Here is a 15,241-nt window from a genome sequence, read left to right as displayed (position 1 = left end):
ATTTTAATTCACCGTAAACTTTACATGTACTACATTTGTTAGGCTATTTAAGAAATTAATGTCATTTTGACTTACAAAAATATATGTCACACCAAAAAATATTTACTCTAGACAATCTGTCACTTCAAGATTTTGGTTCAGAAGCAGAATTAATTCCTCTTCTTACTCCAGAAGATGAAGAAGAGATGAACAATGAAGAATTACCCAATAATTTAGCAATATTACCACTTCGGAACATGGTTTTATTCCCAGGTGTTGTTATCCCCATAACCGCAGGTAGGGATAAATCAATACGGTTAATTAATGAAGCCAATGCAGAAGGGAAAATCATTGGAGTAGTCGCTCAAAAAAATGAGGAAGATGAGGATCCTACCAAAAATGATATTCATAAAATAGGAACTGTTGCTAAAATTTTACGGGTACTTAAGATGCCTGATGGAAATGTAACCGTTATTCTTCAGGGTAAAAAGCGTTTCGAAATTGACACAGTAATTACTGAAAATCCTTACATAAGAGCAGAAGTAAAAGAAGTTCCTGAAAAAAGACCAGGCAAACACGATACCGAGTTTGTTGCTATAGTAGATTCTATAAAAGAACTAGCAATACAAATTATCAAGGAAAGTCCTAATATTCCTAGTGAAGCAACTTTTGCGATTAAAAACATTGAAAGCCAATCGTTTTTAATCAATTTTGTAACTTCTAACATGAATTTATCTGTTAAAGAAAAACAAGATTTATTAGCGGTAAACGTGCTGAAAGAAAGAGCTTTAGAGACGCTTCGTTACATGAATATCGAATTGCAAAAATTAGAATTAAAAAATGATATTCAGTCAAAAGTTCGTTTTGATTTAGACCAGCAGCAAAGAGAATATTTTCTTCATCAACAAATGAAAACCATTCAGGAAGAATTGGGTGGCGTTTCACAAGAAGAAGAATTGGACGAAATGCGTCAAAAGGCTAAAACCAAAAAATGGGATGAAAAAACAAAAAAGCATTTTGAAAAGGAGTTGTCCAAAATGCAACGCATGAATCCTCAGGCACCCGATTTTGGTATTCAAAGAAATTATTTAGAATTATTTTTAGATTTACCTTGGAACGAATATTCAAAAGATAATTTTGATTTAAAACGTGCTCAAAAGATTTTAGACAAAGATCATTTTGGATTGGAAGACGTTAAGAAAAGAATGATTGAACATCTAGCCGTTTTGAAATTGCGAAACGATATGAAATCGCCTATCATTTGTTTAACAGGTCCTCCAGGAGTTGGTAAAACCTCAATTGGTAGGTCAGTTGCTGAAGCATTGGGTAGAGAATATGTTAGAATCTCTTTGGGAGGATTGAGAGATGAGGCTGAAATAAGAGGACATAGAAAGACCTATATTGGCGCCATGCCCGGAAGAATTATTCAAAGTTTAAAAAAGGCAGGTACATCTAATCCCGTTTTTGTTTTGGATGAAATAGATAAATTGTCTAATAGTCATCAAGGTGACCCTTCTTCAGCATTGTTAGAAGTTTTAGACCCTGAACAAAATAATTCATTTTATGATAATTTCCTGGAAATGGGTTATGATTTGTCTAAAGTAATGTTCATTGCTACCTCAAACAATATGTCTGCAATTCAGCCAGCTTTGATAGATAGAATGGAAGTGATTAAGATGTCAGGCTACACTATTGAAGAGAAAATTGAAATTGCTCGTCAACATTTATTTCCAAGACAATTAAAAGAACACGGGTTGACTACAAAACAGCTAACCATTGGGAAAAAGCAATTAGAAAAAATAATTGAAGGCTATACTCGTGAATCAGGTGTTCGAGGTCTTGAAGCAAAAATTGCTCAGGTAATTCGTCATGCAGCCAAGTCGATTGCAATGGAAGAACCATACAATACTAAAGTTACCGATGGAGATATTGTGGAGGCTCTTGGAAATCCAAGGTTAGAAAGAGATAAATACGAGAATAATGATGTGGCTGGAGTGGTAACAGGTCTAGCTTGGACATCAGTAGGTGGAGATATACTTTTTATTGAATCTTTGATTTCTCCCGGAAAAGGAATGATGACTATAACTGGAAATTTAGGAACAGTCATGAAAGAATCTGCAACAATTGCCTTAGAGTATATTAAAGCCAATACAGAACTTTTAGGCTTAGATTCTGAAACGTTGTCCAAATACAATATTCATCTTCATGTTCCAGAAGGGGCAACTCCAAAAGACGGCCCAAGTGCAGGAATAGCTATGCTAACTTCATTAGTATCAGTTTTGACACAAAAGAAAATAAGAAAAAGCCTTGCCATGACTGGAGAAATTACTCTGAGAGGAAAAGTTTTACCAGTAGGAGGAATTAAGGAAAAGATTTTGGCGGCAAAACGTGCCAATATCAAAGAAATTATCTTGTGTCATGAAAATAAAAGTGATATTGATGAAATAAAACCCGAGTACGTAGAAGGTTTGACGTTTCACTATGTCAAGGAAATGAGTGAGGTTTTAGCAATAGCAATAACAAATCAGAAAGTTAAGAATGCTAAAAAATTATAATAGAGAGCGGCTAATTATTTTAGCCGTTTTTTTTATTAAAAAATAATATCTTCGCATTTGCGTTATACTTCATAGAAACTGCTCTTGTAAACATGATTAAAAATAAAATTTATTGTATCCTTTTTTTATTGAGTACTGTGTCCTACAGTCAAATAGGAGGAAAATCAGTTTATCAGTTTCTGAATCTCGTTACTTCACCACGACAAGCTGCTTTGGGAGGCAAAACGATTACCATTTATGATTATGATGTGAATCAAGCTAATTTTAACCCAGCTACGATTAACCAGGAAATGAACAATCGTTTGGCTATCAATTACGGGAATTATCACGGTCAGGCAACATATGGAACCGCTTCTTATGCGTACACTTTTGATAGACATGTTCAAACATTTCAAGCAGGAGTTAACTACATTAATTATGGGCAATTTGAAGGTTATGATGAGAATGGCACACCAACTTCAAGCTTTACTGGTAGTGAAATTGCCTTGAGTTTTGGATATTCCTATAATGTTCCTTACACCGATTTCTATATTGGTGCCGGCGGAAAATTAATTTCTTCTACATTGGAAAGTTACAATTCATTTGGTGGAGCTATCGATATTGGAGGATTGTATATCGATGAAGTCAATGAGGTAAATTATGCGTTAGTAATTAGAAATGTTGGAACTCAATTTACTACTTATTCAGGAACCAACGAGAAATTGCCCATGGAAATTATGGCTGGAATTTCTCAGCAAGTTGAAAATGTTCCTATTCGTTGGCATTTGACTTTGGAAAATCTACAACAATGGAAAATAGCATTTTCTAATCCAAACAGAGCGGTAAATAGTTTAGATGGAGGAACTACAGAAGAAAAAGTCTCTTTTTTTAATAACGCTTTACGCCATGTAATTGTTGGGGCAGAATTGTTCCCTACTAAAAGTTTTAATATTCGACTTGGGTATAATTTTAGAAGAGGAGAAGAATTGAAATTAATAGAACAAAGAAATTTCTCTGGAATTTCTCTAGGTTTTGGTCTTAAAATGGGAAGACTTAAGTTTGATTATTCCTATTCTCGATATACACTAGCAGCAAATACAAGCTTATTTGGTCTGACCATCAATTTTAATGAACGGTAAATTAGTAATCATAAATAAGAGCTTGGGATTATCAATGTCTTGATTCGTTTTTCTATTTTTGTAACATCAAAAACTGTTTTCACCTAAAGCTTACAAGTCACAAAAGATATGAAAAAAATCACCATAGCCATTGACGGTTTTTCCTCAACGGGTAAAAGCACTTTAGCAAAACAACTAGCTAAAAAGTTGGGTTATGCCTATGTAGATACTGGGGCTATGTATCGTGCTGTAACTTTATTTGCCATGCAAAATGGATGTATTACTGCAGATTTTTTTGATAAACAAACACTAATCAATAGTTTACCTTTCATCAATTTACAGTTTAATTACAATCCTGATTTAGGTTTTGCAGAAATGTATTTGAATGATGTAAATGTGGAAACTGAAATTCGAACCATAGAAGTTTCTAATTTTGTGAGTAAGATTGCTGAAGTTTCAGAAGTGCGAGCTAAGTTGGTACAACAGCAGCAACAAATGGGAAAAAGAAAAGGAATCGTTATGGATGGTAGGGATATTGGAACCGTTGTTTTTCCTGATGCTGAACTTAAGATTTTCATGACAGCCAGCCCAGAGACTAGAGCACTAAGACGTTTTGAAGAATTGCAGGCTAAAGGTCAAGATGTTTCTTTTGATGAAGTGTATAAAAACGTCCAAGAGCGTGATTATATTGATACCCATCGGGATGATTCTCCTTTGGTTAAGGCAGATGATGCCATTGAAATTGACAATTCTAATCTTTCCAGAGAAGAGCAATTTGAGGTTGTTTTAGCCTTGGTAGCGCAAGTAACTAAAAAGGCATAATTTTTTGTTTATCTCGTTTTTAATAGTAGATTTACATTCTATTTTTATTAAAAACCAACCCGAGGCGCAGCCGAATTGTATGCAGCGAAGCGGAATAAAACAAAATTTTATGAATATTAAGTATAGATTGACAGTAATGAGCTTTCTACAGTTCTTCGTTTGGGGAGCTTGGTTGATTACAGTTGGAAATTATTGGTTTGCTACCAAACAATGGAGTGGTGCCGAATTTGGCGCTATTTTTTCTACTTTAGGACTTTCTTCTATTTTAATGCCCGCCTTGACAGGTATTATTGCTGATCGTTGGATTAATGCCGAAAAATTATATGGAATACTACATATTTTAGGAGGTTTGGCATTAGCTTATATTCCACAGGTAGATAACCCAACCAGTTTCTTTTGGGTAATATTTGCTGCAATGTTGTGTTACATGCCAACAATTTCATTATCAAATTCTATCGCTTACAACATATTAAAAAATAATAAGTTTGATGTAGTAAAAGTATTTCCGCCCATTCGTGTATGGGGAACAATTGGATTTATTATCGCTATGTGGATTACTAATTTGTCAGGTAATAAAGCTTCTGCAAACATGTTTTATATTGCTGCTTTTTCTGCTGTAATATTAGGAGTTTATTCTTTCACTTTGCCAAAATGTACTCCCCAAAACTTAAATTCTAAAGACGCTTCTCTACTTGAATCTTTAGGTTTAAATGCATTTAAATTATTTGGAACTTATAAAATGGCATTGTTTTTTATATTTTCAATGTTTTTGGGAGGAGCATTACAGTTAACCAATATGTATGGAGATATTTATTTGTCAGAATTTGCTAATGTGCCTGAATATGCTGATTCCTTTGTGGTAAAATATTCCACTATAATCATGTCAATATCTCAAATTTCAGAGACTTTATTCATATTGGCAATCCCATTTTTCTTGAAGCGATTTGGTATTAAACAAGTGATGTTGATTTCAATGTTGGCTTGGGTATTGCGTTTTGGATTATTTGCCTATGGAAATCCAGTAGAGGGCTTGTGGATGATTATTGTATCTTGTATTGTATACGGAATGGCGTTCGATTTCTTTAATATCTCAGGGTCTTTATTTGTAGAAACTACTACTGACTCAAAAATACGCTCTAGTGCACAAGGATTGTTTATGATGATGACTAACGGTTTTGGTGCGATAATGGGAAGTTCCATAAGCGGATATTTGATAGATACTTATTTTACTCATGAAGGTGTTAAAGATTGGCAAAATATCTGGTTAACTTTTGCAATTTATGCCCTTGTAATTGCTGTTTTCTTTGGTATAATGTTCAAGCATAAACATGACCCAAATGCGGTGGAAAATGTGAGTCATTGATAAAAATTAAAATAATAATAACCCGATATATGTTAAGGTATATCGGGTTTTTTTAGCCCCGATAGAGCCGATATCCTCGTAGCGCAGCGTAGAGATAAAGGCGAAAGCGGGAAATAGCTCCCAAAAAAATTAATTTCAGAGATTCTTTTCTTTTTCTTCTATTTTCTATATTCTTTTTTTCTGCTTAACTATTTGTAAATAAACAAAAAAGAATTACTTTTGCACACCTTTTGGCGGAGAAGTGTTTCCATTAGGTATCAACTAATTAAAATCAACAACTTCTGTTATTTTCATCGCATTAAGAAACACAGAGAAAGCAGAATACAAATTTTTTATCAGCATGTCTGAATTATTAAAATCACAAGAAGAGTTTTTGACTAACTTTAACTGGCACAATTTCCAAGAAGGAATTGACGCTGTAGATGAAAAAAACTTACAAGAATTTGAAGAGTTAGTTTCTAAAACTTTTATTGACACGGATCAGGAAGAAGTAGTAGAAGGTGTAGTTGTTAGAATTACTGACAGAGACGCTATTGTTGACATCAACGCAAAATCGGAAGGTGTTATTTCTTTGAATGAATTCCGTTACAACCCAAACTTAAAAGTGGGTGACAAAGTAGAAGTATTAATTGATATCCGTGAGGATAAAACAGGTCAATTGGTATTATCTCACAGAAAAGCAAGAACAATTAAATCTTGGGATAGAGTTATTGCAGCTAATGAAAGTGGAGAAATTGTTCAAGGTTTTGTTAAATGCAGAACTAAAGGTGGTATGATTGTAGACGTTTTCGGAATTGAAGCGTTTTTACCAGGTTCACAAATTGATGTGAAACCAATCCGTGATTATGATGTATATGTGAACAAAATGATGGAATTCAAAGTGGTAAAAATCAACCACGAATTCAAAAACGTTGTTGTATCTCACAAAGCGCTTATTGAAGCAGATATCGAAGTTCAGAAAAAAGAAATCATAGGTCAATTACAAAAAGGACAAGTATTAGAAGGGGTTGTTAAAAACATTACTTCTTATGGTGTATTTATTGACTTAGGTGGTGTTGATGGATTAATCCACATTACAGACCTTTCTTGGTCTAGAATTAATCACCCAAGTGAAGTTCTTGAATTAGACCAAAAATTAAATGTTGTAATCCTTGATTTCGATGATGAGAAAACAAGAATTCAATTAGGTTTAAAACAATTAAACGCTCATCCATGGGATGCTTTAGATGCTAACTTAAAAGTGGGAGATAAAGTGAAAGGTAAAGTAGTTGTAATCGCTGATTATGGTGCATTTATCGAAGTGGCTGAAGGTGTTGAAGGTTTAATCCACGTTTCTGAAATGTCATGGTCTACACACTTGCGTTCAGCTCAAGATTTCGTAAAAGTAGGAGATACAGTTGAAGCTGTTATCTTAACTCTTGACAGAGACGATCGTAAAATGTCATTGGGTATCAAACAAATGACACAAGATCCATGGACAGACATTACTGCTAAATATCCAGTAGGTTCTAAACATACAGGAATTGTTAGAAACTTTACCAACTTTGGTATTTTTGTAGAATTAGAAGAAGGAATTGACGGATTAATCTACATTTCTGACTTATCTTGGACTAAGAAAATCAAACATCCATCAGAATTTGTAAACGTTGGTGAGAAATTAGATGTAGTTGTATTAGAATTAGATGTTGAAGGACGTAAATTATCTTTAGGTCACAAACAAACTACTGCTAACCCTTGGGATCAATACGAAGATTCATTTGCAGTGGGAACCATCCACTCAGGTGAAATTTCTGAAATTGTTGACAAAGGAGCTACTGTAGAATTTGGTGATGATATCGTTGCATTTATTCCTACACGTCACCTTGAAAAAGAAGACGGAAAGAAATTGAAAAAAGGCGATACTGCTGATTTCAAAGTAATCGAATTTAACAAAGAATTCAAAAGAGTTGTAGCTTCTCACACTGCTATCTTCCGTGAAGAAGAAGAGAAAAATGTGAAAGCTGTATCTGAAGCTGTTGCTTCTAACAATGCACCAGCTGCAACTTTAGGAGATAACAATGATATTCTTGCTGGTTTGAAAGCGAAAATGGAAAAAAGCGAGAAAAAGAAATAATTTCTTTTCTTAATTTTTAATATAAAAAGTCCCGATTACTCGGGACTTTTTTATTGGTCATAAACAGATTTAAAACTCTTTTTTTGAGCAGACTTTAATGTATTTCACTTTAGCTTCTAAAAAATATTTTTATCACTAGCTACACAAATTACCACAAATTGATTCGTGCTAATTTGTGTAATTTGTGGCAAACATTTATTTAATTATTATAATATTCTCGTTGCCAAATTTCTTCATTAAAATTCTTCCCTAACATAAAAAAGTAGTAGCAGAAAACAGCAATTACAGATTTAAACATAAATAGAAAAATGATGAATGATGCAAAAGGAATCGACTTACTTAAATTGTTTTCTGGAACAAGACAAGTTAATAGTGAGCTAATTAGCAAACTAAAAATTGTAAAATTCCATAAATTTCGGACTGGTTTAACTGCCAATTTTCGAAAAGGACTCATATCGTTTCCCCATTTATGAATCAAATAATAGTAGTCATTTCCAATTGGAGCAAATAACATAGGGTCGTCATAATTTAGCAAAAGAAATGCTTTACTAGGAGCAATAATTTTAAATCCACTTAGTTGAGTAGTATGCTTTTTTTCCAGCGATGCTATTTTAGAAATAGCTTCTTCAGGAATAGTGTTTTTGTAATAATGAGTATCTAAAAATCGCAATCTGTAATCGATACAGACATTTTTTATTTCTTGAATATGGAAAATTTTATCCGTTTCTAGTAAATCGAACACAAAATTATTTTGTTTTGTTGAACTTTCCACTTGAAGTTTTTCCCTAATTGCTACTCTTTGTTTCTCATTCTCCTGTAAAATGGCTTTTACTTCTTCTAAAATAACAGTTTCAGAATTGAATTTCTTCCTTTCTGACCTCAGAGCAGTTTCTAAATTTTTAGTATTTACTAGCATTTTAGTTCTGTATTAGTTAAAATTTAGTTCCTTCAAATATGAAGAGAAGTTACATAAAAAATGATTTTAATAAAAAAATAAGATGCTATTTTTCAATAATTTATCGCGTTGAACTATTGTTAAACAGTTCGTTAACAATTGTCTAATGTTTTTTTGATAGTATGACTATGCTATTTCAGTATTACTTATTAATAACTACTTTGTAGGTTTTACTGTTTTTAGAGTCAGAAATTCTTAAAAAATAAATTCCATAATACAACGTATCCGTTTCGATGATACTCAGGGTACTTCCTTGTAAAATTTGAGAACTTTTAATGACTTTCCCTAATTGGTCTATTAATTCGGCTTTTAAATTATATTTATTCATTTGTGATTGTATCGCTATAAAATCTTGGGCGGGATTTGGATAAATATATATTAGTTGAATTGAATTGAATGAGGACTATTTTTTTCAAACCACAATTATTGTTATATTTGACCGACATAAAAAACAAAATCTTTATGAAATTATTAGAAGGGAAAGTAGCCATTATTACTGGCGCAAGTCGCGGAATAGGTAAAGGAATTGCAGAAGTTTTTGCAAAACACGGTGCCAATGTGGCGTTTACTTACAGTTCGTCTGTAGAATCGGCTTTAGCTTTAGAAGAGGAGTTAAACGATATGGGAGTGAAAGCCAAAGGATACCAATCGAATGCCGCTGATTTTAATCAAGCGCAAACCTTTGTAGATGCAGTTTTGGCTGAATTTGGCACAATAGATATTTTGATTAACAATGCTGGAATCACGAAAGACAATTTACTCATGCGAATGTCAGAAGAAGATTTTGACAAGGTGATAGAAGTGAATTTGAAATCAGTTTTCAATATGACCAAAGCGGTTCAAAAAACGTTTTTAAAACAACGTGCTGGATCCATCATTAATATGAGTTCAGTTGTTGGAGTAAAAGGGAATGCGGGTCAAACCAATTATGCGGCTTCCAAAGCTGGAATTATTGGATTTACAAAATCAGTAGCTTTAGAATTAGGTTCTAGAAATATTCGTTGTAATGCTATAGCTCCTGGATTTATTGAAACTGAGATGACAGCAAAGCTAAATGAAGACGTAGTTCAAGGTTGGAGAGATGGTATTCCATTGAAACGAGGCGGAACTTCAGAAGATGTTGCCAATGCTTGTCTGTTCCTAGCCTCTGACATGAGCGCTTACATTACGGGTCAAGTTTTGAATGTAGATGGCGGAATGCTAACATAAATTAAAAAATTTGATGATTAAAGAATTTAAAGATTTTTAAGATAATTACATTTATATTTTTTTAATCTTTAAATTTTTTAATCCTTAAATTAAAAAATAAATGACAACAAACACTTTACTATTCCTATTGCTTTCTTTGATTATAGCAGGTGGTTTGTCGTTTTATCAATACCTTTATAAAGCCAAAAACAAGTCTAAGGTCACTTTGTTTTTGGCTTTTTTACGTTTTGTATCTCTTTTTGGAATCCTACTTTTATTGATTAATCCAATAATTTCCACCAAGACTTTTGAAACCATAAAAACGCCATTGCCCATAGTGGTTGATAATTCAAGTTCTATTGTCGATTTGAAAGCCAATGCTGTTGCAGTCGAGTTGTACAAAAAACTATCAGAAAATAGTGATCTGAAAGATAAGTTTGATGTTGAATCCTATAGTTTTGATTCGGAGTTTGAGAGTACTTCAACTTTCACTTTTAAAGGCAACCAAACCAATTTAGATGAAGTAGCTAAGAATCTAAAAAGTATACATAAAAACACTATCTATCCTACAGTTTTGATAACCGATGGAAACCAAACAGCAGGTGAGGATTATGTATATAGTTTTGATGCTAACAATAAAGTTTTCCCTCTAATTCTTGGTGATACAACTACATTTTTAGATTTAAAAGTCAATCAGTTGAATGTCAATAAATATGCTTTTCATAAAAATAAGTTTCCAGTAGAAGTCTTTTTGCAGTATTCTGGAACCAAGAATATAAATGCTGATTTTAGCATTTCGCAAGGAAATTCAGTATTGAGTAAACAAAGTATTTCTTTTTCTTCTTCAAAAAAATCGGCTATCGTGAACGTGTTGTTACCAGCTGATAAAGTTGGATTACAAATATTTAAAGCTTCTATTTCATCCAAAAAACAAGAGAAAAATACGTATAATAATAGCAAGAATTTTGCAGTAGAAGTTATTGACCAAAAAACATCAATTGCTATCGTATCTGCAATAAATCACCCTGATATTGGAGCATTAAAACGAGCTATTGAAAGTAATGCTCAACGAAAAGTGAGTATTGTGAAACCCAGTGAAATCAAATCTTTACAAGACTATAATGTCTTGATTTTATACCAACCAACGGCAGAATTCAAATCGGTTTTTGAAAATAATAAAAATGCTGGAATCAATACTTTTATTATAACAGGAATCAATACAGATTTTCCTTTTTTGAACCAACAACAAAACAATCTAGTGTTTCGAATGAGTAATCAAAAAGAAGATTATTTGTCGGGTTATAATCCACAATTTAATTTATTTGCTCTGGAAGATATTGGTTTCGAGCAGTTTCCACCATTGCAAAATGCATTCGGTGCTGTTACGGTAAATGATGCTGTTTCAGTTTTACTTTCATCAAAAATAAGAAACATAGATACTAATGCACCGTTGTTGGCATTTGTTGAAAATCAAGGAAAACGTTCTGCATTTTTATTGGGAGAAAACAGTTGGAAATGGAGGATGCAATCGTATCTAGACCATCAATCATTTGAAAAGTATGATATTTTTATTAATAAAATTATCCAGTTTTTGGCTTCAAATGACACAAAAAAATCTCTCGTGGTGAATCATGAAAGTTTCTACAATTCAGGTGATGCTATTGAAATTGGTGCTCAATATTTTAATAAGAATTATGAATTTGATGAAAAAGCCCGTTTGACAATTGCGGTTACGAACAAGAAAACAAAAGCGTTGAAACGATACGATTTGCTCAAAACAAATAATGCTTTTAAAGTTAATCTTGATGGACTTTCGGCTGGACAATATACTTTTGTAGTTAAAGAATTGAATTCAAATACGGCGTACAACGGTTATTTTGAAATCTTAGATTTTGATATAGAGAAACAGTTTGTGAATCCAGATGTTGTCAAACTAACTCAACTAGCAACTCAAACACAAGGGGAAGTATATTATCCAAATCAAATTGAGGAATTAATTAAATCCCTTCTGGAAAACGAAAACTACAAAGCCATTCAGAAAACTATAGTAAAAAGAACTCCTTTGATTGATTGGATTTGGTTGCTTATTTTGACAGCCTTCACGTTAGCCTCAGAATGGTTTATCAGAAAATATAATGGGTTGTTGTAAATTCTTAATGAAAAGTTTTTCTTCTAATAGCGTGAAAATGTAATCGAATAGTATCATACATCAAGGCTAGTAACAAAACAAATGCGGCAACATACAATGTTTTTAATGCAACTGTTAGATAGATGATATCACCCAAGAAACATCCAATAAAAAAGAAGGTAATTATTGATAAGCGTAGATATATATTGCTTTTTAATCGTTTCTTTTCCTCCTGTTTTTTATAAAAAAACAACTGAGATAATTCAATTCCTAAATCGGTAAAAAGTCCTGTAAGATGTGTTGTTCTAACTGTCGAATTTGAAACTTTTGTCACAAGCGAATTTTGTAAACCCATAGCAAATAATAGTGCAAAGGCCATTAGTTTACCATTAATCATTGATAAATCATATTTGGAACCAAAATAGCCAACATTGATTAATACAATGATTTCGAGAGCAATGGGTATGAGATGCATTAAACGAGGGCGTCGTAATGCTACAAGTTCTGATAAAAAATTTGAAGTAAATGAACCTATAAAAAAGAAAAAGATAAAAGCCAAAAAGGTAAAAGCAACAGCATAATTTTTATTCATGAACTCATCAGCAAAATAGGCAAAGTGTCCAGTAACATTTGTAGTAAGGGTTTTTAGAGCCAAAACACCAGTGATATTTACCATGCCTGCAACCAAAGATAGTAAAGTGGCCAAGCGAAGATTGTGCAGGAAAGTTCTATTTTTACCCTGATGTCTAAACATAATTTATTTTTGATACTCTTTTTTCTTTAACATGCTGGAAGCTGTTTGATAATAGGATATGGTTTCGTCTACTAAATCTGGTCGTGTTTTTTTTAGAGGCTCTTCATCATAGTACAATTGGAAATTGGAACCTAGTTTTGGGTCTCTAATTTGGTTCAAATGAAATTGTTTTACTTGTTGTTTAGGTGAAAGTACCGTCAAAACAGAGTCTTTTATTAAACCTAAATTTTGATAAGTAGCAATTAAAGCTCTTGGTTTGTAGGTGTCTTTTAATACATCTTGACCAAAAAACTTACTTTGATACTTAAAATTCAATAATCCGAATAATGTAGGCATGACATCTATTTGCGACATGAGTTGATTTACCTGTTTAGGAGGAATAAAACTAGGACTATATATCATGGCAGGAATACGATATTTATCAAGAGGAAGTTCGGTTTTACCAGCACTTGAGGCACAATGATCGGCTAAAATCACAAAAACGGTATTGTTGAACCAAGGCTGTTTACTAGCCATTTTAAAAAATTGTTTCATTGCAAAATCCGTGTATTTTATACCTCCTTCACGTGATTTTGAATCTCCAGAAATATCAATTTTATTATTAGGAAAAGTGAATGGTCGGTGATTACTCACTGTCATAATATGATTGAAAAAGGGTTTGCCTTTTTCAGCTTCATGATTCATGACTTTTATCGCCTTGTTATACATATCTTCATCACAAACACCCCAAATATTCTGAAATGTAATTTCATTAGGTTGGAAAGCTTTTTTATCTACAATTTCATATCCATTTCCTGAGAAAAAATCTTCCATATTGTCAAAAAAAGCATCTCCACCATACATGTATTTTACAGTGTAACCCTTTTGTTTGAAGATGAATCCAGTTGAAAATTTATTTTTATTGTCTTTTCTTTTTATGACACTTTCACCAGCAGTTGGAGGCAAGCACAAAGTTACGGCTTCAAGACCGCGAACCGTTCTATTTCCTACAGCATAAAGATTAGTGAATAGTAAACTTTTGGTTGCTAAGCTATCAATGAACGGCGTTAAATTTTGTGTGTTTCCATTCATTTTTAAAAACTCACCACTATAGCTTTCAATGGTTATAAGAACCACATTTTTATGTAATTCGCTTGAATTACTGTTTATTTGTCGGATGATATTTTTGCCATAGGTATCAGGAATTTGCTGATGCAACAATTCATAAGCCTTTTTCTCCGAAATAGTTTTATAAAATTTAAAATAGTCCAGTTCATTATTCATGAAGGCGAGATAAAATTTATAAATCCCGTTAGCTTGTAATTCATTAGCAAAAATATTCGTAGATTTTTCTTTTGAAGATAAATATGGAATTGCTACAAATGATATGAATAACAAAAGTAAATAGATAGCCGATAATTTAATTTTCTCCGAAAATGTAGGAATATTTTCAATGTAGTATTTTGATTGCTGTATAATAAGATAGCTAATCAATCCAGATACTATAAATAACCCAGTAAAAATGGGTATTACGGGATAAGATTGCATGATGTTTCCTATAACTTCATTGGTATAAACTAAATAGTCTACGGCTATGAAATTATATCGTACCCCGAATTCATTCCAGAAAAAATATTCACTAATAGCATTTTGAATGATGATGATTACAAATAAAAATACGACAAAACTAAAAAGCCAGAATCGAATGGTTTTACGATATTTTGGTAGGAAAAGGAATATTCCAAATAGAATTGTTTTAATGGCGATAAAACTTATACCTATTTCAGGAAGAGAACCTCCATATTCATTCAGTATGGTATTGAAAAAACTCACATAAATCAATAAAGCAAGTAATAATCCAAAAAGGATATAGCCATAGGGTTTTGTATATTTTGAGTTGGAAATAAAAATCAAATACAGCCATAAAAATCCACTAGCAACAATAAAAACAAAAATATCGGATAGCAATCCAAAAGAGAAAATAGAAATGATACTACCAAAATCAAATGAAGATTGTGTAATAGGATGAAAAAGTAGTACAATCCTCAAAATAAAAGTAATCGAAAGATATAATAGACCTAATGTGTAAAAAGGAGATAATTTTTTAAAGAAAGACATCGTAATAAATTTTTAACAAAGGTAGATAATCTACTCAAATGATTGTCTAATGTTTTTAATTAAAGTAGGGTATTTCTGTATTGAATTGTCTTTAGAAGTAAAGATGTTAAAATGATTTTCATCAAAAACTAATTACACCCAACAGGTTATTATAGCAATTAATATCATGAAAATTCAGCTTTATTTTGAT

General features: G+C 32.3%; 11 protein-coding genes. 7 read left to right on the top strand and 4 right to left on the bottom strand.

What is annotated here, in order from left to right:
* Positions 1-83 precede the first annotated feature (83 nt).
* The 5 genes from lon (at position 84) to rpsA (ending at position 7,929) form a co-directional block, all read left to right on the top strand.
* A complete protein-coding gene (lon, locus tag AC23L6_RS12990; RefSeq protein WP_487562854.1) occupies positions 84-2,534 on the top strand; it encodes an endopeptidase La in 2,451 nt (816 codons plus the stop codon).
* Between the two features lie 92 nt (positions 2,535-2,626).
* Positions 2,627-3,652, top strand: a complete 1,026-nt coding sequence (gene porQ / locus AC23L6_RS12985) for a type IX secretion system protein PorQ (protein WP_487562855.1) — start codon at positions 2,627-2,629, stop codon at positions 3,650-3,652.
* Between the two features lie 108 nt (positions 3,653-3,760).
* Complete coding sequence (cmk, locus tag AC23L6_RS12980; RefSeq protein WP_487562856.1) at positions 3,761-4,453, top strand: (d)CMP kinase; 693 nt, start codon at positions 3,761-3,763, stop codon at positions 4,451-4,453.
* A gap of 109 nt (positions 4,454-4,562) precedes the next feature.
* The gene (locus AC23L6_RS12975) at positions 4,563-5,816 is read left to right on the top strand and encodes a nucleoside permease (protein WP_487562857.1); all 1,254 of its coding nucleotides are present in this window, start codon (positions 4,563-4,565) and stop codon (positions 5,814-5,816) included.
* Positions 5,817-6,156: 340 nt separating this feature from the next.
* The gene (gene rpsA / locus AC23L6_RS12970) at positions 6,157-7,929 is read left to right on the top strand and encodes a 30S ribosomal protein S1 (protein WP_487562858.1); all 1,773 of its coding nucleotides are present in this window, start codon (positions 6,157-6,159) and stop codon (positions 7,927-7,929) included.
* Positions 7,930-8,128: 199 nt separating this feature from the next.
* Here the strand turns inward: rpsA and AC23L6_RS12965 are convergent, their stop codons facing one another.
* Positions 8,129-8,845 (bottom strand): hypothetical protein, encoded by a 717-nt coding sequence (locus tag AC23L6_RS12965; RefSeq protein ID WP_487562860.1) that lies wholly within the window; start codon positions 8,843-8,845, stop codon positions 8,129-8,131.
* A gap of 181 nt (positions 8,846-9,026) precedes the next feature.
* Positions 9,027-9,257 carry a T9SS type A sorting domain-containing protein gene (locus AC23L6_RS12960; protein ID WP_487565536.1) on the bottom strand — a complete coding sequence of 77 codons (231 nt, stop codon included), beginning with the start codon at positions 9,255-9,257 and terminating at the stop codon, positions 9,027-9,029.
* Positions 9,258-9,346: 89 nt separating this feature from the next.
* Between AC23L6_RS12960 and fabG the strand changes: the two genes are divergently transcribed.
* The gene (fabG, locus tag AC23L6_RS12955) at positions 9,347-10,093 is read left to right on the top strand and encodes a 3-oxoacyl-[acyl-carrier-protein] reductase (RefSeq protein WP_487562861.1); all 747 of its coding nucleotides are present in this window, start codon (positions 9,347-9,349) and stop codon (positions 10,091-10,093) included.
* A 100-nt stretch (positions 10,094-10,193) separates the two neighbouring features.
* The gene (locus AC23L6_RS12950) at positions 10,194-12,221 is read left to right on the top strand and encodes a hypothetical protein (protein WP_487562862.1); all 2,028 of its coding nucleotides are present in this window, start codon (positions 10,194-10,196) and stop codon (positions 12,219-12,221) included.
* Between the two features lie 4 nt (positions 12,222-12,225).
* Here the strand turns inward: AC23L6_RS12950 and AC23L6_RS12945 are convergent, their stop codons facing one another.
* Positions 12,226-12,954, bottom strand: a complete 729-nt coding sequence (locus tag AC23L6_RS12945) for a YoaK family protein (RefSeq protein WP_487562863.1) — start codon at positions 12,952-12,954, stop codon at positions 12,226-12,228.
* Between the two features lie 3 nt (positions 12,955-12,957).
* Positions 12,958-15,051 (bottom strand): LTA synthase family protein, encoded by a 2,094-nt coding sequence (locus AC23L6_RS12940; RefSeq protein WP_487562864.1) that lies wholly within the window; start codon positions 15,049-15,051, stop codon positions 12,958-12,960.
* Positions 15,052-15,241: the final 190 nt, after the last annotated feature.

The organism is Flavobacterium sp. R1_16, assembly GCF_057652095.1.
The sequence above is the reverse complement of the archived record's forward strand: the minus strand, read 5'-3'. Positions and strand labels throughout refer to the sequence as shown.